19 protein-coding genes are annotated in these 20,341 nt (G+C 69.8%); 14 read left to right on the forward strand and 5 right to left on the reverse strand.

The genetic code is table 11. The features are described 5' to 3' along the window. Position 1: 1 nt before the first annotated feature. Complete coding sequence (locus tag D7X99_RS33425; RefSeq protein WP_121781290.1) at positions 2-1,087, reverse strand: hypothetical protein; 1,086 nt, start codon at positions 1,085-1,087, stop codon at positions 2-4. Positions 1,088-1,206: 119 nt separating this feature from the next. Here D7X99_RS33425 and ruvB point away from each other — a divergent pair, with 119 nt between their 5' ends. The 6 genes from ruvB to D7X99_RS33455 all read left to right on the forward strand — a co-directional run bounded on the left by ruvB (position 1,207) and on the right by D7X99_RS33455 (position 8,322). After that, positions 1,207-2,244 (forward strand): Holliday junction branch migration DNA helicase RuvB, encoded by a 1,038-nt coding sequence (gene ruvB / locus D7X99_RS33430; protein ID WP_120578565.1) that lies wholly within the window; start codon positions 1,207-1,209, stop codon positions 2,242-2,244. A gap of 18 nt (positions 2,245-2,262) precedes the next feature. After that, the gene (locus D7X99_RS33435; protein ID WP_121781291.1) at positions 2,263-3,747 is read left to right on the forward strand and encodes a hypothetical protein; all 1,485 of its coding nucleotides are present in this window, start codon (positions 2,263-2,265) and stop codon (positions 3,745-3,747) included. A gap of 448 nt (positions 3,748-4,195) precedes the next feature. Next, complete coding sequence (lpxC, locus tag D7X99_RS33440) at positions 4,196-5,140, forward strand: UDP-3-O-acyl-N-acetylglucosamine deacetylase (protein ID WP_121781292.1); 945 nt, start codon at positions 4,196-4,198, stop codon at positions 5,138-5,140. A 56-nt stretch (positions 5,141-5,196) separates the two neighbouring features. Next, positions 5,197-6,291 (forward strand): thioredoxin domain-containing protein, encoded by a 1,095-nt coding sequence (locus D7X99_RS33445; protein WP_121781293.1) that lies wholly within the window; start codon positions 5,197-5,199, stop codon positions 6,289-6,291. Between the two features lie 28 nt (positions 6,292-6,319). Continuing rightward, positions 6,320-7,558, forward strand: a complete 1,239-nt coding sequence (locus tag D7X99_RS33450; protein WP_121781294.1) for a DUF4388 domain-containing protein — start codon at positions 6,320-6,322, stop codon at positions 7,556-7,558. A gap of 125 nt (positions 7,559-7,683) precedes the next feature. Beyond that, on the forward strand, positions 7,684-8,322 hold the full coding sequence (locus D7X99_RS33455) for a hypothetical protein (protein WP_121781307.1): 639 nt from the start codon (positions 7,684-7,686) through the stop codon (positions 8,320-8,322). A gap of 72 nt (positions 8,323-8,394) precedes the next feature. Here D7X99_RS33455 and D7X99_RS33460 read toward each other — a convergent pair whose 3' ends face one another. Then, positions 8,395-10,014, reverse strand: coding sequence for a leucyl aminopeptidase (locus D7X99_RS33460; RefSeq protein ID WP_121781295.1), 1,620 nt, complete (start codon positions 10,012-10,014; stop codon positions 8,395-8,397). Between the two features lie 138 nt (positions 10,015-10,152). On the opposite strand from D7X99_RS33460, the gene D7X99_RS33465 reads away from it, so the two are divergent. The 3 genes from D7X99_RS33465 to D7X99_RS33475 all read left to right on the forward strand — a co-directional run bounded on the left by D7X99_RS33465 (position 10,153) and on the right by D7X99_RS33475 (position 12,436). After that, the gene (locus D7X99_RS33465) at positions 10,153-11,049 is read left to right on the forward strand and encodes a hypothetical protein (RefSeq protein WP_121781296.1); all 897 of its coding nucleotides are present in this window, start codon (positions 10,153-10,155) and stop codon (positions 11,047-11,049) included. Positions 11,050-11,177: 128 nt separating this feature from the next. Beyond that, the gene (locus tag D7X99_RS33470; RefSeq protein ID WP_121781297.1) at positions 11,178-11,960 is read left to right on the forward strand and encodes a sulfite exporter TauE/SafE family protein; all 783 of its coding nucleotides are present in this window, start codon (positions 11,178-11,180) and stop codon (positions 11,958-11,960) included. Next, positions 11,957-12,436: a hypothetical protein gene (locus D7X99_RS33475; RefSeq protein ID WP_233597437.1), complete on the forward strand. Its 480-nt coding sequence runs from the start codon at positions 11,957-11,959 to the stop codon at positions 12,434-12,436. The genes D7X99_RS33470 and D7X99_RS33475 overlap by 4 nt, the downstream gene beginning before the upstream one ends. Before the next feature lie 35 nt (positions 12,437-12,471). Here D7X99_RS33475 and D7X99_RS33480 read toward each other — a convergent pair whose 3' ends face one another. The 3 genes from D7X99_RS33480 to fabF form a co-directional block, all read right to left on the reverse strand. Then, positions 12,472-13,341 (reverse strand): tetratricopeptide repeat protein, encoded by an 870-nt coding sequence (locus tag D7X99_RS33480; protein ID WP_121781298.1) that lies wholly within the window; start codon positions 13,339-13,341, stop codon positions 12,472-12,474. 1 nt (position 13,342) lies between these two features. Continuing rightward, entirely contained in the window at positions 13,343-14,947 is a 1,605-nt protein-coding gene (locus D7X99_RS33485) for a short-chain fatty acyl-CoA regulator family protein (protein ID WP_121781299.1), read from the reverse strand. Between the two features lie 315 nt (positions 14,948-15,262). Next, positions 15,263-16,513: a beta-ketoacyl-ACP synthase II gene (gene fabF / locus D7X99_RS33490; RefSeq protein ID WP_121781300.1), complete on the reverse strand. Its 1,251-nt coding sequence runs from the start codon at positions 16,511-16,513 to the stop codon at positions 15,263-15,265. Between the two features lie 80 nt (positions 16,514-16,593). Here fabF and D7X99_RS33495 point away from each other — a divergent pair, with 80 nt between their 5' ends. The 5 genes from D7X99_RS33495 to D7X99_RS33515 all read left to right on the forward strand — a co-directional run. Then, positions 16,594-17,118 carry a PaaI family thioesterase gene (locus tag D7X99_RS33495; protein WP_120580715.1) on the forward strand — a complete coding sequence of 175 codons (525 nt, stop codon included), beginning with the start codon at positions 16,594-16,596 and terminating at the stop codon, positions 17,116-17,118. Positions 17,119-17,123: 5 nt separating this feature from the next. After that, on the forward strand, positions 17,124-17,831 hold the full coding sequence (locus tag D7X99_RS33500; RefSeq protein WP_121781301.1) for a TetR/AcrR family transcriptional regulator: 708 nt from the start codon (positions 17,124-17,126) through the stop codon (positions 17,829-17,831). Between the two features lie 85 nt (positions 17,832-17,916). Further along, the gene (locus D7X99_RS33505) at positions 17,917-19,368 is read left to right on the forward strand and encodes a hypothetical protein (RefSeq protein ID WP_121781302.1); all 1,452 of its coding nucleotides are present in this window, start codon (positions 17,917-17,919) and stop codon (positions 19,366-19,368) included. Between the two features lie 94 nt (positions 19,369-19,462). Next, positions 19,463-20,086 (forward strand): YceI family protein, encoded by a 624-nt coding sequence (locus D7X99_RS33510; protein WP_121781303.1) that lies wholly within the window; start codon positions 19,463-19,465, stop codon positions 20,084-20,086. A gap of 61 nt (positions 20,087-20,147) precedes the next feature. After that, the coding region (locus D7X99_RS33515) for a hypothetical protein (RefSeq protein WP_121781304.1) at positions 20,148-20,341 on the forward strand (194 nt) is incomplete at its 3' end.

Here is a 20,341-nt window from a genome sequence, read left to right on the forward strand (position 1 = left end):
GCTACGCCGCGCGCCGCACCGCGGGCGTGGGGTGCAGCCCGCCCGTGTTCGGCGCGGGCAGCACCACGGTGGGCCCCAGGCCCGGGGCCAGCAGGTGCGACGTGAGCAGTGACGACGGGTGGAAGTTCACGAACGACGCGTCATGCGCGGAAGGGCCCGCGAAGAGCTTCTCCACCACCATGGACGCGTACTGCTCCAGCGAGTCCTCGCGCGTGTTGCCGTTGAGCACCACCTCCCAGCCCATCTGCTCCGCGAAGCGGCGCACGCCGGGGATGCGGGACAACAGCGGCGTGTAGCTCTCCGTGCTCACGCCGTTCTCGCTCACCACGAAGACTTCATTCGCGGTGGCCACCGCCAGGGACATGTTCCCCTGCGTGTGGCCGGGCGTGCTGAGCAGCGCCGCGCCCTGACCCAGCCACGTGTCCCCGTCCAGGAGCACCACGCGCTCGTCGGGGATGTCCGCGCCGCCGGGCACGAACCACACGTGCTGCATGGGGTGCAGGTGCTTCACCATGGTCCACTCCGCGCGCTGCACCAGCAGCTTCGCCCGGGGGAAGACAGGCGGGGCGCCGTCACCGCCCAGCCAGCCGCGCAGGTCCTGGATGTGCAGGTGGTCGAAGGCCAGGTAGTCCACGTCCGACGGCGTCAGCCCCAGTTGTTCCAGGTAGCCCTGCACCGTGCCGTGCCGGGTGGACATCACCTTGTCGGAGAGGAACGCGCCGTAGCGCTCGCGCAGCGCGCGGTAGAAGGGCGCCGCGTGGCCCCGCTCGTAGTCGGTGGGGTTGAAGAGCAGCGTGCGCCGCTGACCGGTGCCGGCCTCCGCGAACTGCACCACCTGCATGCGGTTGGTCATCATCACGTAGGGCGCTGGTGACAGCGCCGCCCCGCTGAAGGCGAACAGCGTGGGGTAGGGGAACGTGATGAGGTCGCACGTGGCCACCGCCGCCACCGGGCCCTCCCGGACGAAGGCTTCGCGGGCCTCCTGCGCGGCGCGGCGCAGCTTCTGGAGACGGGCGCCGGGCGAACGCTCGGTGCGGGCCTCGGGCAGGAGGGGCAGGGGACGGAATGGGGCAGAAGCGGAAATCATGACGCGACTCCCTTCGGGCAGGGGGACGTGCCCCCTGGCTGGCCGGTCGGCGTGCCGCTCCGAGTCTAGCGCCGCCAGAAGGGCAGCGACACGCGCCCCCTTCGCTGTATAGGGTCGGAATGGCGATGGCGAGGAAGTCCGACGACACCCTCTCGGGAGATGTTCAGCCGGAAGACATCCGGCTGGAGGTCTCCCTGCGCCCGCGCTCCTTCGACGAGTACGTGGGGCAGGGTGCGGTCGTCGAAAAGCTCAAGGTGTACGTGGCCGCGGCGAAGAGCCGGGGTGACGCGCTGGACCACTGCCTGTTTTCCGGCCCTCCCGGCCTGGGCAAGACGTCGCTCGCGTACATCATCGCGAACGAGCTGGGCGTGGGCATCCACGTCACCAGCGGCCCCGCGCTGGAGAAGAAGGGCGACCTGGCGGGTCTGCTCACCAACCTCAACGAGCGGGACATCCTCTTCATCGACGAAATCCACCGCCTCAACGCCGCCGTGGAGGAATACCTCTACCCGGCGATGGAGGACTTCCGGCTGGACATCACCATCGACACCGGGCCCGCCGCCCGCGCGATGAAGATTGATTTGCCGCCCTTCACGCTGGTGGGCGCCACCACGCGCACGGGCCTGCTCACGTCCCCGCTGCGCGACCGCTTCCAGATCCAGGATCGCCTGGAGTACTACGAGCCGAAGTTCCTGGAGCAGATCCTCGACCGCTCCGCGCGCATCCTCGGCGTCCCCCTGGACCGCGCCGCCAGCCGCGAAATCTCCACCCGCTCGCGCGGCACGCCCCGCATCGCCAACCGGCTGTTGCGCCGCCTGCGCGACTTCGCCCAGGTGGAGGGCAACGGCCGCATCACCTACGACCTGGCGCACGATTCCCTGAGCCGCCTGGGCGTGGACGCCAGCGGCCTGGACGCGATGGACCGCAAGATCCTCCTCACCATCCTGGAGAAGTTCGGCGGCGGTCCGGTGGGCGTGGAGACCATCGCCGCGAGCGTGGGCGAACAGCGCGACACCATCGAGGACGTCTACGAGCCCTTCCTCATGCAGGAGGGCTTCCTCATGCGCACGCCCCGGGGCCGCACCGCCACGCTGCGCACCTACCAGTACTTCAAGAAGACGCCGCCCCCCAGCTCCCCGCAAGGGGCGCTCTTCTAGCCCGCACCACTTCCCGCCATGAGCCAAGCCTCCGCGCCCGCCGTGCCCACGGTCATCCCCAGTCCCCGCGACTACTACGGCGACCTGATGCGCGCCTCGCAGGCCACGCGCGCGGGCTTCCTCGCCGAGCGCGAGCGCTGGCTCCGCGGCGTCCCTGTGGAGGGCCGCGAGGAGCTGCTCTTCGAGTTCGAGATGTGGCTGCGCGCCGTGGAGCGCTACCTGAACCTCCACAACTCCGTGATGGACGCCCGCGCCCGGCCGCTCGTCACGCGCGACTTCCATGAGGAACTGGTGGACGTGCGGGACGCCATGGAGCGCGCCGTGCGCGTCGCCCGGCACCTGCAGGACCCGGACAGCGACCCGAAGATGGTCTTCCGCAAGTACGTGGAGACCCAGCTCGCGGACGACCGCGTGCGCCGGCTGCTGATTGAAGAAGAGCTGGACCAGGAGACCCCGCCGGAGAGCCTCTTCGTCGTGCGCGAGGCGTTCGACGCGCTGAAGAACCTGCTCGACAACCTGCTCCAGCTGCCGCTCATCGGTCTGTCGCTGTTCCAGGACGTGGGCAAGCTGACGCTGCGGGAGATCGTCCTCAACCGCTACTTCCGCCCCTTCCGCCCGCTGGAGTTCCGCGTCGAGTACGACCGGCTGCGCTCCGTGCGCCTGCTGGACGTGCTGGGCTCGCTGCCCGCGGACACGCGGCCCCTCTTCACCACCGCGTTCCTGGGCCTGTTCCGCGTGCTGCACTACCTGACGCACGTGGACCCGGAGGCGCAGCCGCCCGTGCCGCGCCGCGTGCGCGTGCTCCTGTCCCTGGTGCGCGGCGAGGTGTCCGCCGTCGCCAGCTACCTGCACACGGACCTGTCCCCCAAGGCCGGCCCCAAGCACCTGCAGGCCGCCACGCTGCGCGCCGCGCGCGACCTGGCCCGCGAGACGGACCGCATCTCCCGCGAAGTGCTGGTGGACCTGGACCGCGACCCCGCCGCCCCGCTGCGCGCCGCGGAGGCCTTCACCACGCTCCTGCGCCAGCAGATCGTCGCGCTGGTGGACGCGCTGGCCCCCAACGGCTCGCTGGGGGATGAGGCCTTCGGGCACCTCACCAGCGCCCAGGACGCCGCGCTGCGACTGCGCAAGGACCTGTGGGTCTACGCCCAGCTGTGCCGCGCCGCCGAAAGCCACCTGCGCTCGGAGGACGTGGCCGCCGCCGAGCGCGTGCTGGAGGCCCTCAAGTCGTTCCTCGACTACTTCCACGACGGCGGCTACCAGCTGCTGCGCTACGCGGACTACGACGCCTTCGACCGCTTCACCTCGCTGCTGGTGGAGCTGCCCTGGCCCCCGGAAGGCCCCGGCATCCGCAGCCGCCTGGCGGAGGACCTCCGGCGTTTCTCGCAGACGCTGGAGACCACCTTCCACGCCGTCAGCCGCCGCTCGCTCCTCCAGGGCCGCGGCTTCGACAGGCCGGACGCGGAAGCCCTGCGCGACCGCTTCCTGCCGCCCGCTCGCTGACCCACCCTCTGCGTCACGATTCCCGTCAAGCCCCGGACTCCCCGTATGTCCGGGATGTGCGTTTGCTTCCGGGCACTCGCCTGCGATAGAGACGCGCCCCTGTCACGTGGGTGACACGCACTCCGGGTTGGCGTGAAACCACTCGGGTGCCCCGGGGTTCGAAGGATGAATTCCGGACATCGCTGTCACGGTGGGAGGCGCAGTGGTGGGTTTCCCAAGAGGGGTGTCCGGGCCCGGCTCCCGGTTGTTCCCTGTCCCGGCGTCCCATGCGCCAGCAGTTCCGGGGGGTTGGGAAGGGCGGGGCCTCCTTTTCAGGCAATTCTTGTGTCACGGCCGCGTGGCATGTTGATTGCTTTTATGCGCAGCGCGTCAGGCCGCCGTGGAACGGCCTGACGGGGCCATACCCCGCGTATGTCAGTACGAAGCAGTCCCTAGAGGCGACACCGACATGCTCCAGTTCAACGACTTCCAGCGCACCCTCTCCCAGCCGGCCATCTGCCGCGGCGTGGGGCTCCACTCCGGGTTGCCCGTGACGCTGACCCTGAAGCCCGCGCCCTCGGGGCATGGAGTCGTCTTCGTCCGCACGGACCTGGAGCGCCCGGTGAGCATCCCCGCGCTGGCGGAGTACGTGGTGGACACGTCGCTGGCCACCACGCTGGGCCGGGACGGCGTGAAGGTGGGCACGGTGGAGCACCTGATGTCCGCGCTGGCGGCGCTGGGCATCGACAACGTGCGCGCGGAGCTGGACGGGCCGGAAGTGCCCATCATGGACGGCAGCGCCGCTCCCTTCACGCACGCCATCATGGAGGCCGGGTCGCACGAGCTGGACGCGCCGCGCGAGTACCTGGTCATCAAGAAGAACGTGGCGGTGACGGACGGCGACAAGCAGGCCTCGCTCACCCCCTCCCGGCGCTTCCGCATCAGCTGCACCATCGACTTCGAGCACCCCGTCATCCAGGGCCAGTCCTTCGACGTGGACGTGAACGACCGGGGCTTCTCGCGTGAAATCTCGCGCGCCCGCACCTTCGGCTTCCTGCGCGACGTGGAGAAGCTCAAGACGCTGGGCCTGGCGCGCGGCGGCTCGCTGGAGAACGCCGTCGTGGTGGACGAGGCCGCCATCCTCAACCCGGACGGCCTGCGCTTCCCGGACGAGTTCGTGCGCCACAAGATTTTGGACGCCATCGGCGACGTGTCCCTGTTCGGCCGGCCTGTCATTGGCCACATGACTGCGTTCAAGACGGGACACGCGCTCAATCACAAACTGGTGCGCAAGGTGCTGGCGGACCCCTCCAGCTTCGACATCGTCACCGCGCGCCGCCGGGACGTGGAGGGGCGTGAGCCGGGCCGTGGAAGCCTCGCGGGCGCGTTGGAGCTGGAGCCCCTGGTCGCCTGAACGACAGACTGGCAATTCCTTGCCAGTCCCGGGGACCTCTATTAAGTCGGCGGGCTATGTCCATGCGCTCTACTCGCATCGCCCTGGCCGCCCTCCTCGCGGCATCCCTCACCGCCGGCTGCAACAAGGAGAAGGCGCCGGCCAATGCCCAGGCGCCCGCCGCGCAGGTCCAGGCCGCCAACGCCACGGAGCCGGCGCCGGACACCGTGGTGGCCACCTTCGGCACCGACCAGAAGGTCACCTTCGGTGAGCTGAACGAGCGCATCAAGGAGCCGCTGGCGAACCTGGACAAGCAGAAGTTCCAGCTGCGCAAGCGCGGCCTGGAAGGGCTCGTCACGGAGCGCCTGGTGAAGGCCGAGGCGACCAAGCGCGGCATCACCGAGGACCAGCTGCTCAAGGCGGAGATCGACGACAAGATCCCCGCGCCGCCGGAAGAGAAGATCAAGGAGGTCTTCGACGGCGCGAAGGGTCAGCTGCCCCCGGGCGCGACCTACGAGCAGATGAAGCCGCAGATCGTGGAGTTCCTGTCCGGCCAGCAGAAGCAGGAAGTGGCCCAGAAGTTCTTCGACTCGCTCCGCGCGGGCGCCAACGTGAAGTACGAGCTGCCCGAGCCCCCGCGCCCGCCCGCGGAGCGCAAGCAGGTGGCCGCCACCGGCCCGGCCAAGGGTCCGGAGAGCGCGCCGGTCACCATCGTGGAGTTCAGCGACTTCCAGTGCCCGTTCTGCAGCCGCGCCATCGGCACGGTGGACGAGGTGACGAAGCTCTACGGTGACAAGGTGCGCCTGGTGTTCCGCCAGTTCCCGCTGGACTTCCACCAGCAGGCGCAGAAGGCCGCCGAGGCCTCGCTGTGCGCGAACGAGCAGGGCAAGTTCTGGGAGATGCACGACAAGCTCTTCGCCAACCAGAAGGCGCTGGGCGTGGATGACCTGAAGAAGTACGCGGGCGAGCTGAAGCTGGACACCGCCAAGTTCAACACCTGCCTCGACTCCGGCGCGACGGCCGCGACGGTGAAGTCCGACATGGCGGACGGCTCCAAGGTGGGCGTCACCGGCACGCCGGCGTTCTTCATCAACGGCATCATGCTGTCGGGCGCGCAGCCCCTGGACGAGTTCAAGAGCATCATCGACGCGGAGCTGAAGGGCGCGAAGTAGTCCGGCAGCGCCTGCAGGGAGGGATGCGGTGGCGTCCAAACCCAGGGCCACGCCCCGCGTGAGCGGTGAGGCGGCTTCGCTCGAACTGGAGCGGCCGCTCGCTGCTGTCGTCTCTCCCACCCGGCCCCTTTCGGCGCACTTCCTGGCGCCGGAGGGGCTGGTGCTCCTCCCGGAATCCCACGGCGCGGCCGGCTTCTTCGCCGGCAGCCTGGGGACGCTCTCGGTCGAGGAGGTGTTCGCCCAGATTCTCTCGGGCATCCGCACCGGCCAGCTCGTCGTGCAGCACGGCACCGTGCGCCGCACGGTGGCCTTCCGCGACGGGCAGGTGGTGTTCGCCACCTCCAGCGAGCGCTGGGAGCGCCTGGGCGCGGTGATGGTGCGGCTGGGGCTGATGACGGAGGCGCGGCTCACCCAGGCGCTGGCGCAGGTGACGCCCGCGCGCCGCATTGGCCAGGTGCTCACGTCGCAGGGGCTTGTCTCCGAGGCCAGCCTCTACAGCGCCATGACGTTCGTGGTGCGCGAGGTGGTGCTCAACCTCTTCGAGATGGTGGAGGGCAGCTTCCTCTTCCTGGAGGCGAAGTCCCCCGCCGTGGACGCGGTGAAGCTGCCGGAGCGCACGCGCGACCTGGTGCTCACCGGCATCAAGCGCGCGGAGGAGACAGGCCGCTTGCGCCGCCGCTTCCCGGACGACATGCGCGTGACGCCCGGCCCCCAGGGCGCGCTTCCTGGCGAGGAGGCGCTGTTCGTGAAGCTGGGCGAGGGCACGACGCTGGGCGCGCTCCGGGCCGCCTACGCGGGCAGCCAGTACGCCTTCTACAGCGGCGTGGAGGAGGCGGTGCGCGGCGGCCACCTGGCCGTGCAGGCCGCGGAGGCGCCTCCCGTTCCAGGTCCCGCGGTGGAGGGCATGGCCTGGGAGCTGTTGTCCGCGGAGGAGCGCTACAACCTCCTCCTGTCGCTGGTGCACCGCGCGCTGCGCGAGGCGGGCCGCGACGTGGACCTGCTGCGCGGCTTCGTGGAGTCGCCGCCGCCGGGGCTGGAGGAAGCCTACCAGGGCGTCACGCTGGGGCCGGACGGACGGGTGGACGTGGCCCGGCTGCGCGCCAACGTGTCCACCAGCGGCGGCGAGGCCGTGGGCCGGGCCATGGCGCTGGAGGCGCTGGACGCGTTCGTGTCCTACGCGCTGTTCTCCGCGCGCAACGTGCTGCCGGCGGACGTGGCCGAGCGGCTGGCCAACACCTACCGCACCCTCCAGGGCGGCCTGTCGTAAGGCCGGCCCCGGGCGCGAAGTTTCCACCGTCTGACAGCACACACCGCCCCCATGTGCCCCTGGCGGGCCCGGAGGTGGGTGTCCACGTTCCTCCCCACGGCTGGCGGCTGGCGGGGGACGAGCACATGGGCGCGATGCGGATGTTGGGTTGGGGTGTGCTTCTGCTGAGCACGGCGTGCGGCGCGTCCCGGACGGCGGTGACGAAGGCGGAGCCCGGCACGGGCGGTTCCGGCATGGCGTCGGACGAGTCCTCCGTCGCGTCCACCACGCGGCGCTATGTGGACGAGGACCTGGGCTTCGAAATCATCCGGCCCACGGCGGAGTGGCAGCTGGATGAGACGAACGAGCGCACCCCGGAGGGGCTGGCGATTCCCGTCATCCTGCGCCACCGCGTGACGGGCGCGCAGGTGGTGCTGCAGGTGGCGCCCGGCGTGGCCACGCCCGTGCAGTTCGCGGAGCGGCTGACGCAGGGGCTGCGCCAGCAGCCGGGCTTCACCACCACGGATCCGCAGCCCATCGCGCTGTCGGACAACGCGGTGGGGTTCGACTTCCAGGTGGGGGAGGGCGTGCGCGGCAAGGTGGCCGTCCGCGAAGGCAACTCCGGCCGCGTGCTGATGATGCTGGCCACCTGGCCCACGGAGGCCACCGCTGGCATCACGGAGAGCGTGGACGCCCTGATGGCGGGCGTCCGTCCCCTGCCGGAGCCGAGCGTGGCGGTGCGGGCACCCAGCGCGCCTGAAAAGGAGCCCGGCGACCCGCGCTAGCTGGCGCGAGGAACCGGGCTTCGAGGCCCCACGCGGCGGTCCGCGCGGGGCCCGGAGACGCTCCGCGAAGGACTACGCGCGGGTCGGCTTGCCCTTGGCGGCCTTCGAAGACTTGGCGGCCTTGGGGGCCTTCGCGGGCGCCTCGGCCTTGGTGGGCTCCGGCTGCGAGGCGATGCGCGCGGCCTGCTGGCGCACCAGCTCCACCAGGGTGCGCGCGCCCACGCCCGTGCCGCCCTTGTTGAGGTAGCCGCGCTCCTTGGGGCTGTTGGACGGACCGGCGATATCCAGGTGCACCCAGGGCGTGTCGCCCACGAACTCCTTGAGGAAGAGGGCCGCGTTGATGGCGCCGCCCCAGCGCTCGCCGGAGTTCTTCATGTCCGCCACGTCGGAGCGCAGCGCGTCCTTCTGCAGGTCGCTGACGGGCAGGCGCCACATCTCCTCGCCCGCGGCGCGCGCGGCGGTGAGCACGCTGTTCACCGTGTCGTCGTCGTCGCCGAAGGCGCCCACGATGTAGCTGCCCAGCGCCACCATGCACGCGCCCGTGAGCGTCGCCAGGTCGATGATGGCGGACGGCTCGTGCTCGCCGGCCCAGGTGAGCATGTCACCCAGCACCAGGCGGCCTTCGGCGTCCGTGTTGGTGATCTCCACCGTCTTGCCGGAGCGCGCGGTGAGGATGTCACCGGGCTTGTACGCCGTGCCGGACGGCATGTTCTCGCACGCGCCGATGAAGGCGTGCACGGGGAAGGGCGGCTTCACCACGGAGCCGATGACCTTCATCGCGGCCAGCACCGCGGCGGAGCCCGCCATGTCCGTCTTCATCTCCACCATGCCCTCGGTGGGCTTGAGCGACAGGCCGCCCGAGTCGAACGTGATGGCCTTGCCCACCAGCGCCAGCGGGGCGCGCTTCGCGTCCTTCGCGTTCTTCGGCGTGTAGACCAGGTGGATGAGCCGCGGCTCCTGCACGCTGCCGGCGGTGACGCCCAGGAACATGCCCATGTTCAGGCGCTCAATCTCCTTGCGCGCGCCAATCTCCGCAGTGAGCCCGCCCTCCTTGGCGGCCTGCTGCGCGGCCTGCGCCAGCTTCGTGGGCGTCACCACGTTGGGGGGCTCGTTGACCAGGTCGCGCGCCCAGTTGACGGCCTCCGCCAGCTTCAGGCCCAGGGTCAGCGCGTCGTCCAGCGCGCGCGACTTCTCCGTGCCCTCCGGCAGGGACAGCGTGGCGCGGGTCAGCTTGGGGGCGCCCTTGTCCTCGCGCGCGGAGGACTTGTACTTGTCGAAGCGGTAGACGCCCAGCTCCAGGCCCTCCACCACCGCGCGCACGGCCAGCGCCGCGTCGTCCGTGGCGGGAACGCGGAAGCCGATGGCGGTGGACTTCAGCCGCTGCGCCGTCTTCGCCGCGCGGCCCGCGGCCAGCCGCAGGACCTCCGGCTGGAAGCGCGCGCGGTTGCCCAGGCCCAGGAGCAGGACGCGGTCCGCGCCCAGCTTCCCCAGCGTGTGCACGACGAAGGACTGGTCCACCTTGCCCTTGAAGCCCTCCTGGGTGGCGGCGGCGCGCAGCTTGCCGTCCAGCGCCGAGTCCGCGGCCAGCAGCGGCGCGGGGGCGGAATCACCCAGCTCGCCCTCGAAGAGGGGGATGACGAGCAGCTCACCGCTCACCGGCGCGGCTTCACCGGAGACGAGACTGAATTGCATGGCGACTTGGACTCCTGGACAGAGGGAGGGGGTGATCCGAGGGGCGCGACTGTAGACGCGCCGCGTGTTGCTCGCAAAGCGCTGGTTGCCACTCCGGCATTGCAATGCCCCGGCGCGCTGGATAGCTGTGCACCCTCAATGCCCACCCTGCTGCTGCATCTGACGGCCATCGAACGGTTGGCGGCCCACCCGGACGGGCTCCCCGCCGACTGGGTGCGCGCGTTGTCCGAGGACCTGCCGTACGCGCGTTTTGGCGCGGCGCTGCCGGACCTGCCGCTGTGCGCCGGCGTGCGCGGGGGCCTGGGCGTGATGATGCAGCCGGAGGCCGGCTGGCCCCCCTTCGCGCGGCTGTACCACGAGCGCGCCCCGGTGGGCCTGGGCCTGAAGATGGCGGAGCTCGTCGCCTCTGGCGCCCTCGTGGGCACGGAGGCGGGCCTGGCCATCCTCGCGGGGTATTTCACGCACCTGAGCCTGGACCGGCGCCTCCACCCGCTGGTGGACCAGCTGGTGCTGCGCTACCGCCGAAAGGGCGAGCGGGCCTCGGACGCACGGCGTCAGGTGGAGTGGGCCCAGACGCTCTTCTTCCTGCGCCAGCAGGACGGCACGGATGGCGTGGGCACCGCCCGCATCCGCGAGAAGTTCCAGGTGGTGAAGAGCTCTGGCATCCCGCTGCGAGGAATTGGCCGGGGCATCTACGAGCTGGTGCGTCTGGCGTCGCAGGACCGCGTGGGGCAGGCCCCCACCAAGGCGGAGCTGGACGGCTGGGTGCGCGGTCTCTACGTCTCCGGGCTCTTCCTCTCCAGTCCGCTCGGCCGCACACGGGCCCTCCCGGCGTACTCGCAGCTCTCCTTCCAGGAGCTGTACCGCAATGATCACTTTGACTTCGCGGTGGAACTGGACGCCGCGCTGGAGGTGACGCGCGGGCTGCTTCGAAAACTGCACGGCTACATGGCGCGCGGCACCTACACGCCGCGCACGCGCGCGCGGTTCATGGAGGAGTTTCCAGAGGGAACGCTGGGCGCCACCGCCGCGTAGTGAACGGATCCGTACGGCCCGCGTCTCGGGCCTGTGTTCGCGTGCAGGGCATCCAGCCGATCGAGCAGGTTGCCCTCCGGGGCGTGGCGCTATCCGAAGCGGGGAGTGCCTCCTATCCTCGATAGGGAATGACAGTCTTGCTCCTCATGGCGGCGGGTGTGTTGGCGGGTGGGCTGGGGGCGCTCCTGGGCATCGGGGGAGGCATCGTCCTGGTCCCCGTGCTCGTGTTGGGTTTCGGAATCCCACTGGAGCAGGCCGTCCCCGCGAGCCTGATGTGCGTGGTGGCCAACTCCTGCGCCGCCGCCGCCAGCTACGTGGAGAACAAACTGAGTGACCTGCGGCTGGGGCTCACCCTGGAGCTGGCGACGGTGATGGGCGCCATCGTCGGGGGGCTGGTGGCGGCCTTCGTCGCGGAGGCGATGGTGGCCGTGGTGTTCGGCCTCTTCACGCTCTTCGTGGCGCTGCAGATGCTGCTGATGCGCCGCCCCGTCCAGGAGCCGGCGACGGCGTCCAACTACGAGCCCGGCAACTACCCGCTGGGCATCTCCGGCTCCTTCGTGGCGGGCGGGCTGTCCGCGCTGCTGGGCGTGGGCGGTGGCCCGCTGAAGGTGCCGCTGATGACCTACGGCATGCGCGTGCCCTTCAAGGTCGCCAGCGCCACCAGCAACCTGATGGTGGGCGTCACCGGCGCCGCCAGCGTCGCGGCCTACGCGTGGCGCGGCCAATTGAATCTGGGGCTCGTGGCGCCGTTGGTCGTAGGGGTGCTGGGCGGCGCGTCCGTGGGCAGCAAGCTGATGCTGAGGACTCCGACCGCGGTGCTCAAGAAGCTCTTCGCGGCGGTCCTGTTGATTGTGGCCGGACAGATGTTGTGGAAGGGAGGGGAGGGGTTGTGGCCGAGCGTATGGAAATGAGTGAAGCGGAGCCTGAGCTACCCGGTGTCCACCCGTCGATGATGGTGCCGGAGGCAGGACCCCCGCGTCGCAACGTGCAGGCGACGTCGGTGGCGTTGGATGCGGAGTTCCACGAGGAGCTCCCGCAGGAACCCATCACCCAGCCGGAGGTGCTCCCACGCGAGCGCCGGGGGGCCCGGAGGCTCGCCGCCGGGGAGCGATGGATTGCCCGCATGCTGCGCACCGGGGCCATCACCAGTGGGGCCATGTTCGTCACGTCGCTCGGGCTGGAGTTATTGCCGCGCGACGAGTCCGTGCACGTGGCCATCGACCTGTTGCGCAAGGGCGCGGCGTCCATGCTGCTGGTGACGCCGGTGGCGCGGCTGGCGATGGCGGGGACGTTGTTGGGCCTGCGCGGCGAGTGGCGTTACGCCGCCATCGCCGCGGGCGTCATCGGGTTGCTCGCGCTGGCGGTGGGCGCGGGCTTCCAGGCCTGAACCGGAGTCAGACGCAATGAAGACCGCGCGCGGGGCTACACGCCGCGCGCGGCGAAGTGCGCGAGGACGTTCTTCACCTTCGCCACTTCATCGTGCTGCTTGAGGTCCTCGTACATGGGCAGCACCGCCTCGAACTGCTCGCGGGCCGCGGCGTAGTCCTGGAGGTAGTAGCAGGACAGCCCCAGGTCCCAGCGCGCGCGGGCCTCGTAGACGTGGTCGTGCATCTCGCCGTACACGTCCACCGCGCGCAGCAGGTGCGGCCGCGCGTTGTCGTGGTGGCCCAGCAGGCCTTCGGACTCGCCCAGCAGCAGGTGACCCAGCGCGAGCGCCTCCGCGTCCTCGCCCTGCTCCAGCAGCGGCACTGCCTCCAGGAAGCGCTTGCGGGCGGGCTCGTACTCGCCCTTGGCCATGCGCAGGTCGCCAATGTCCAGGAGCAGCCGCGCGATGCGCTCACTGTTGCGCGTTTGGCGGTAGAGGATGAGCGCCTCCTGGTACTTCTCCTCGGCGCCGTCGGCCTCGCCCATGGCGCGCAGGGACTCGCCGATGCAGGCGCGGGAGAGCGCCTCGCCCTCGCGGTCGCGCGCCTCGTTGAAGAGCAGGGCGGCGGTGGCCATGTGCTCGATGGCGCTCTTGTGATCCTCGAAGTAGGCCTTCACCACGCCCAGGCCGAAGAGCGCCTGCGCCTGGCCGGGCTTGTTGCCCGCGGTCTTGAAGAAGCCGAAGGCCTCCTCGTAGTGCTCGCGGCTCGCCGCGTGGTCCTCCAGCATCCCGTACAGCTCCGCCAGCGCCACCAGCCCCTGGCCCACTTCCGAGGGCGAGCCGGTGATGCGCAGCGGGGCGAGCGCGTTCTTCTGCTTCTGGATGGCGTCTGCGATGTGGGAGCGTTCGTTGTCGGACGGGTGCATGTCAGTTCTCGTGAACCTTGCGGCGGCGGGCGCCCCTGTCCAGCGAATCGTGCTTCTCGCCCCCTTCAGCGCCGTTGCCATCGGGCTCGGCGTTTCCGTTGCGCTCGGCCTTCTCCTTCTCGTGGACCAGCAGCGGGGAGAAGAAGCAGTCCTTCTTCGTGTACTCGTCGAAGGCGAACGCGAAGCGGTAGCTGGCGGCCGCGCGCTGGTTGCAGTCCGTGCGCTCGCAGAAGCGGCAGGAGATGCCGCTGGGGATGGCGTCCTTGCGCAGGTCGTTGGTGGGCAGGCCGTACGCCAGGTACTTCGCGTTCTCCGCGTGCGTGCCCAGGCCGATGGAGTACGCCGTGCCCTTCACGATGGAGCCTTCAATCGGCTGCAGTTGCACCTTCGCGAAGCAGAAGTACGTCGTGCCGTCCGGCATGATGGAGTACTGCCGGGTAATCTGGGACGGGTTGAGGAACGCCAGGTGCACCGCCCACTTCGCGCAGGAGCCGCCGCCGGACGCGAAGCGGATGCCGGTGCCGCTGTAGCGCTTGGAGATGTTCCCCGCGATGTCCGCGCGCAGGAAGTGGAAGGGCAGGCCCTGGCGCTTGGGGTCGGACAGGTTGCAGATGCGGTGGGCCACCGTCTCGTAGGTGGTGCCGAAGATGTTGGAGAGCAGCTCCACGTCGTAGCGCGTGCGCTGCACCTCCTTGAAGAACTCGCCGTAGGGCAGCATCAGCGCGCCGGCGAAGTAGTTCGCCAGGTTCACCTTGATGAGGCGCTCCGTCTCCCCGTGCCGCATCCGGCCGGCGCCCAGGATGCGCTCCACCAGCTTCTCGCGGTCCATCACCATCAGGCCCATGGACGCGGCCACCTGGAACTTCAGCGGCTGCTCCGTGAGGTCCGGTGACAGCGTGAGCGTGCGCGTGTCCAGGTCCAGCCGGCGCACCACGGACGAGCCGCTGGTCGCGCGTTCAATCTGCACCTTGAAGTCGAACCGCTCCTCCAGCATGCGGATGAGGTTGCTGCTGGTGAGCTGCTGCTCCAGGCGGAAGTCGCGGCGCAGTCCCTCCGCCTGCTCCTCCAGCTCCGGGAAGTAGTTGCGGTGCTTCTCCAGGAAGTCGCTGACCTCGTCGAAGGGCGAGTAGTCGAAGCGCACGCCCGGCGTGTTGCCCAGACCGGAAGGGGAGCCCTGCGTGCGCGTGCGCTCCTCCACGTTGAGCTGCGCGAGCACGTTCTCCAGCTGCGTGCGCGTGTTCTTGTAGAGGTTGAACAGCGCGGCGACGGTGCCGGCCAGCTTCGGCTCCGCGGACAGCGACTGGAGCGACTCCGAGTCGATGTCCAGGCTCTTGAGCAGCGGTTCATCCAGCAGCTTCGCCAGGGCCTCGTCCACGCGGCCCTCGCCCAGCGTGGACATGAACTGCTCGGGGTCCTGCTCGAAGTAGCGCAGCGCCTTCCACAGGAGCGGGAAGGGCATCACGCGCTTCCCCTTCTCAATGAGGTTCAGGTACGCGGGCGAGACGCCCAGGTCCTTCGCGGCGTCCGCCTGCTTGATGTTGCGTTGCAAGCGCAGGCCTCGAAGCTTCAGCCCCACGTTCGCGTTCAGCGCGTTGTCGTTGTTCATGGCTCCAACCCCCGGCGGGCCGCGTCAGGAGGCGCGCTCCAACACCGGGTCTCTGGATCCACTCTGCAAATCGATTTACCGATTTGCAATCAACGTTTTCGGATCGCCGCAGCGCTGTCCCGCAGGCGACGCGCGAAGGGTTGACTGCCCCCACCCTGGCCTTCCAGGGACGTAATCCCATGTAATCACAGGGCTTTCAGGCGTCCCCGGTGTGCGGCGGCGGCGCTTGTGCACCGCGTTGTCAACCCTTGACTGACGCGGCGCGGCGGGGCTGGGGAAAAGTCAGTAAAAAAGCGCCAGATTATTTACAGCGACTCACCGCGCTTCCGGGAGCCTCCGGAAGACGATCGCGACGTTGGTGCCGCCGAAGCCGAAGGAGTTGCTCATGACGGCGTTCACGCGGGCCTCGCGGGCGGTGTTGGGCACGCAGTCCAGCGGGATGCGCGGATCCTGATTCTCCAGGTTGATGGTGGGGGGCAGCACACCGCGCGTGAGGGCGAGGATGCTGATGACGGCCTCGGCGGCGCCGGCCGCGCCGTTCATGTGACCCGTCATGGACTTGGTGGAGGAGATGGCGAGCGTGTTCGCCGCGTCGCCGAACACCTTCGCGATGCCCTCCGTCTCCAGCAGGTCGCCGATGTCCGTCGAGGTGCCGTGGGCGTTGAGGTAGCCGATGTCCGCGGGGGCCATGCGCGCATCCTTCAGGGAGGCCTTCATCGCGCGCTGGGCGCCCTCGTGGCCGGGCGCGGGGGAGGTGACGTGGTAGGCGTCCGAGCTGGCGCCATAGCCCACGAGCTCCGCGAGGATGCGGGCGCCCCGGGCGCGGGCGTGCTCGTACTCCTCCAGGATGAGGATGGCCGCGCCTTCCGCGAGCACGAAGCCGTCGCGGTCCTTGTCGAACGGGCGGCTCGCGGCCTGGGGCGCGTCGTTGCGGTTGGACAGGGCCTTCATCGCGGCGAAGCCGCCCACGCCCAGCATGGAGATGGGGGCCTCCGCGCCGCCCGCCAGCGCCACGTCGAACTCGCCGCGCTGGATGCCACGCATCGCTTCACCGATGGCGTGCGCGCTGGTGGAGCAGGCGGAGTTGGTGGCCCAGGACGGGCCCTTGATGCCGTGGCGCATGGAGATGTAGCCGGGCGCCATGTTGATGATCATCTGGAGGATGAAGAAGGAGCTGATGCGGTCTGGCCCCTTCTCCAGCGCCTTGCGGTGCGTCTCCTCCAGGCTGCTGAGACCGCCGATGCCGGAGCCGATGACGGCCGCCACGCGCTCCGCGTTCTCCTCGGTGATGACCAGCCCGGAGTCCTCGAGGGCCATGTCCGACGCGGCCACCGCGAACTGCGCGAAGCGGTCCATGCGGCGCACCTCGCGCCGTTCGATGTAGTCCTCCGGGTTGAAGCCCTTCACCTCACCGGCGAAGCGGCAGTCCAGCGCGCTCGCGTCGAACAGGGTGATGGGCCCCACGCCGCTGCGGCCGTTCACCAGCGCGTCCCAGCTCTTCTCCACGCCGATGCCACAAGGGCTGATGAGCCCCATTCCCGTCACGACGACGCGCCGCTGTTCCATCGCGCACTCCTTGACCCTGCATGTTGAACGGGATGGTATTATGACCATCCTTCCATGAGTTCAAGCCAAAGGGAGCCCCGATGAGCGAGCAGGCAGACAATCCACGCACGCGGACGGTGACGTGGCGGGACCCGAAGGAGGGCGCTTCCGCGGCGAAGAAGCTGTCGGGGCTGGAGTACCTGCGCGCCATCCAGCGGGGCGAGTTGCCGGGGCCGCCCATCGCGGAGCTGATGGGCTTCACTCCCGTGGAGGTGGAGGAGGGCCGGGTGGTGTTCGCGGTGAAGCCGGGCGAGCACCACTACAATCCCATTGGCATGGTGCACGGCGGGCTGGCCGCGACGCTGATGGACTCCGCCATGGGGTGCGCCATCCACACGATGCTGCCGGTGGGCGCGGGCTACACGACGCTGGAGCTTCACGTGAACTACGTGAAGGGCATTGCCCACGACACGGGGCAGCTGTTCTGCAAGGGCGAGGTCATCCACCTGGGCGGCCGCGTGGCGACGGCGCAGGGCCGGTTGGTGGACGAGAAGGGCACGCTCTACGCGCACGGCACGACGACGTGCATGGTGTTCCGGCCGCCGGGCGCGGGCGGCAAGGAGTAGGGGCGATGCGCTACACCGCTGAACACAAGCAGGCCACGCACGCGCGCATCCTCGCGGCGGCGGAGAAGCTGTTCCGCGCGGAGGGCTTCAGCGGTGCGAGCGTGGAGCGGGTGATGCGGGCCGCGGGCCTGACGGTGGGCGGCTTCTACGCCCACTTCACCTCCAAGGAGTCGCTGCTCGCGGAGTCGCTGCGTGCCTTCATGACGGCGCGCAGGACGCCCTGGCTCGCGGGGCTGGAGCAGACGCGGGGCCGCGTGTTCCTGGATCGCTTCGCGCGGCGCTACCTGGATCAGTTCGACCGGGGCACGGGCGATACCACCTGCATGATGCCTTCGCTCCTGTCGGACCTGACGCGCGCGGCGCCGGAGGTGCAGGCCGCGTTCGGCCAGGGGCTGGAGGACCTGGTGGGCCAGGCCCGGACGCACCTGCCCCCGCGTGAGGGCGCCACGCCCCGGCAGCAGATGCTGGCGACGGTGGCGCTGTGCTTCGGCGCGATGACGCTCGCGCGGGCCACCGCGTCCCAGCCGCTGGCGGGGGAGATTCTGGATGCGGCTCGCGCGCTGCTCGTCGCGGGGGCTCCCGTGGAGGGGGAGGGGAGCGCCACGAATGAGGCGCCTCGCGCGCACGCGGCGCCGCGGAGGGTTCCTGCCTCGCGCAAGAAGGAGCCTTCCCGGAAGCGCCGTGTCAGCTCCGCGCGCAAGAAGCCCCTTTGAGTGAACGTTTCGCCGACGCGTGTCCTCGTGCGTCCACATTCCGGGCTGGACGGCATGGGGGGCGCCGTGGAGTCCTTCCGCGCGGATGCCGGACCGTGGGGACTGGGTGGACGCGTTGAAGACGATGGTGGCTCGTGTGTGGCTTATCGGCCTCGCGCTCACGTTGGGGGCATGTGCCTCCGCGCCGCTTTCGGCCCCCTGGGACCAGGCGGTTCCCCTCCGCTACAACATCCTCTACACGCACGACCCCGCGCCGCGTCTGAACGTGGAGGTCTTCCTGCCTCGGAAGTTTCCGCGCGAGTTCCTCTTCCGGCAGCCAGGGCGTGTGGAGTCCCTGTTCGTCACGGATGAGGTCGGCACCCGGTTCGACGTCTTCCCCAGGAATGGCGTGGTGCAGGTGCCCGAGGGGACGCGCATCATCCGCTACGCCTACCCGCTGGCCTCCTCTCCTCGAGGGGGCGGCAGGCACCTGTTCGGAGGCATGGGAGAAGGAGACACGTGGCACGTGGCCGGCAAGGCCTACTTGCTGACCCCCAGCCGCGTGACAACCGACATGCGCGTGGACCTCACCGTGTCCGGTGCGGGCGCGCTCCTGCCATGGACACCCGACGACAGCGGCGTCTACCACCTGCGCGGCGAGGACCTCATCGACGCGGGCTTCCACTCCTTCGGCGGCAGGCGGTGCGAGGCGCACGTCGGAGCCTCCGTGATGGAGGTCGCCCTGCTGGGCCGCTTCACGCACCTGACGGACGCGGACCTCTGCGCGTGGCTTGAACAGGCCGGGCGCGAGGTGGTCACCGTGCGCAAGTCCTTCCCGTACCCGCGCATCACCGTGCGCGTGTTGCCAGTGCCCGGTGATGCCACGCCCGGAGTCTTCGGCATGACCCTGTGGAGCGCTCCGCCCAGCATCTCCATCCTCGTGGGGCAGGACGCCACCGCCGCGTCCTTCGCGAAGGACTGGGTCGCCGTCCACGAGATGCTGCACCTGACGCATCCTGCGTTGGTGCCCCGGGAGGCCTGGCTCACCGAGGGCCTGGCCACCTACTTCACGGAGCTCGCCCGCGCGCGCTCCGGACGCCAGACGGCCCAGCAGGCCTGGCGGGAGCTGACGAACGGCTTCGCGCGAGGCCAGGCCGCCTCGCGCTCACGCACCATGAAGGAGGTCGTCGCCGAAGAGCGAAACTTCATGGGCATCTACTGGACCGGTGCGCTCTTCGCACTGCACCTGGACGTGGAGCTGCGCCGCGTGACGAACGGCCGCGCACAACTGGAGGACGTGCTGGAGTTGCTCGCCACGCACGGCCCCACCGCGACGCTCGAAAGCTTCGGAGCCGCCGTGGACACGGTCGCGGGCCAGCCGCTGTTCGGTGCGCTGCTCGCCCGCCATATGCCGAAGCCCGCCTTCTCCGAACTGGCCCCCTTGCTGGAGAACCTGGGCGTCCGAATTGACCCAGGCGGCGTCACGCTCCATGCTGCGCCGGGCAGTGGGTTGCGTGAGGCCCTGGATGGCGAGCGGACCTCGGACGACGCGAGGTAAACCCCTGGAAAAGGAAGAGGTCCGTAACCCATTCCCGGTTGTCGCGTATCGCATGCATCCGCGAGGTTCGCGGCTCCCGTAGATGAGGTCCGCCATGTTCCGCAGCGTCCTGATGCTCGCCGCCGCCCTGTCGCTGTCCGCGTCCGCCGCCGAGCCCGCTCCTTCCGACAAGCACTTCGTCTTCCATGATCCGAACAGCCGCGACACGGTGATGTTCGTGCTGGACGCGCCGCTGGAGGTCATCAACGGCCTGTCCAACCAGGTGACGGGCCGCGTGGATGTGCAGGGGCAGAAGGCCAGCGGCCGCTTCCAGGTGCCGGTGAAGTCCATCAAGACGGGCAACGAGACGCGCGACGGCCACCTTCAGAACGACCGCTGGCTGGACGCGGCGAAGCACCCGGACATCGTCTTCGAGTTCAAGGACGTGGCCCTGCCCGCGCCGCTCGCCAACGCGAAGCCGGTGGTGCTCAAGACGAAGGGCACCTTCACCATTCACGGCATCACGCGCGAGGAGCCCGTGGAGGTGACGGCCACGTACCTCCAGGAGACGGCCGAGACGAAGAACCGCGCCGCGGGCGAGCTCTTGCGCGTGCGCGCGAAGTTCCAGATTCCCCTGGAGGCCTACGGCATCCAGCGCACCGAAGCGCTGCTGCTGAAGGTAGGCGAGCGGGCCGAAGTCACGGTCGACGCCTGGGGCTCCACGCAGTTCAAGCCGTAGCGGTTGTTGTCGTCAGTTCCCTCGTAGTCACACCCCCAAGCGGTACGAAAGGAAGCAACACATGAACGTCAAGGCTCTTGCGGCGGTCGTCGGCACCCTGTCCCTCGGCGCGCTGGCCACCGGCTGTGCGTCCAACAAGGCGGCGGAGGGCAGCAAGGTGCACGCCGCGTCGCCGGGCGCGGCCGAAGGCGCCGAGGCCAGCTGCAGCAACAAGCCCGCCGACAGCGCGGCTCCCGCCGCCGCCTTGTTGGACGC

It is taken from the genome of Corallococcus sp. AB032C (assembly GCF_003668935.1).
GTDB lineage: Bacteria > Myxococcota > Myxococcia > Myxococcales > Myxococcaceae > Corallococcus > Corallococcus exiguus.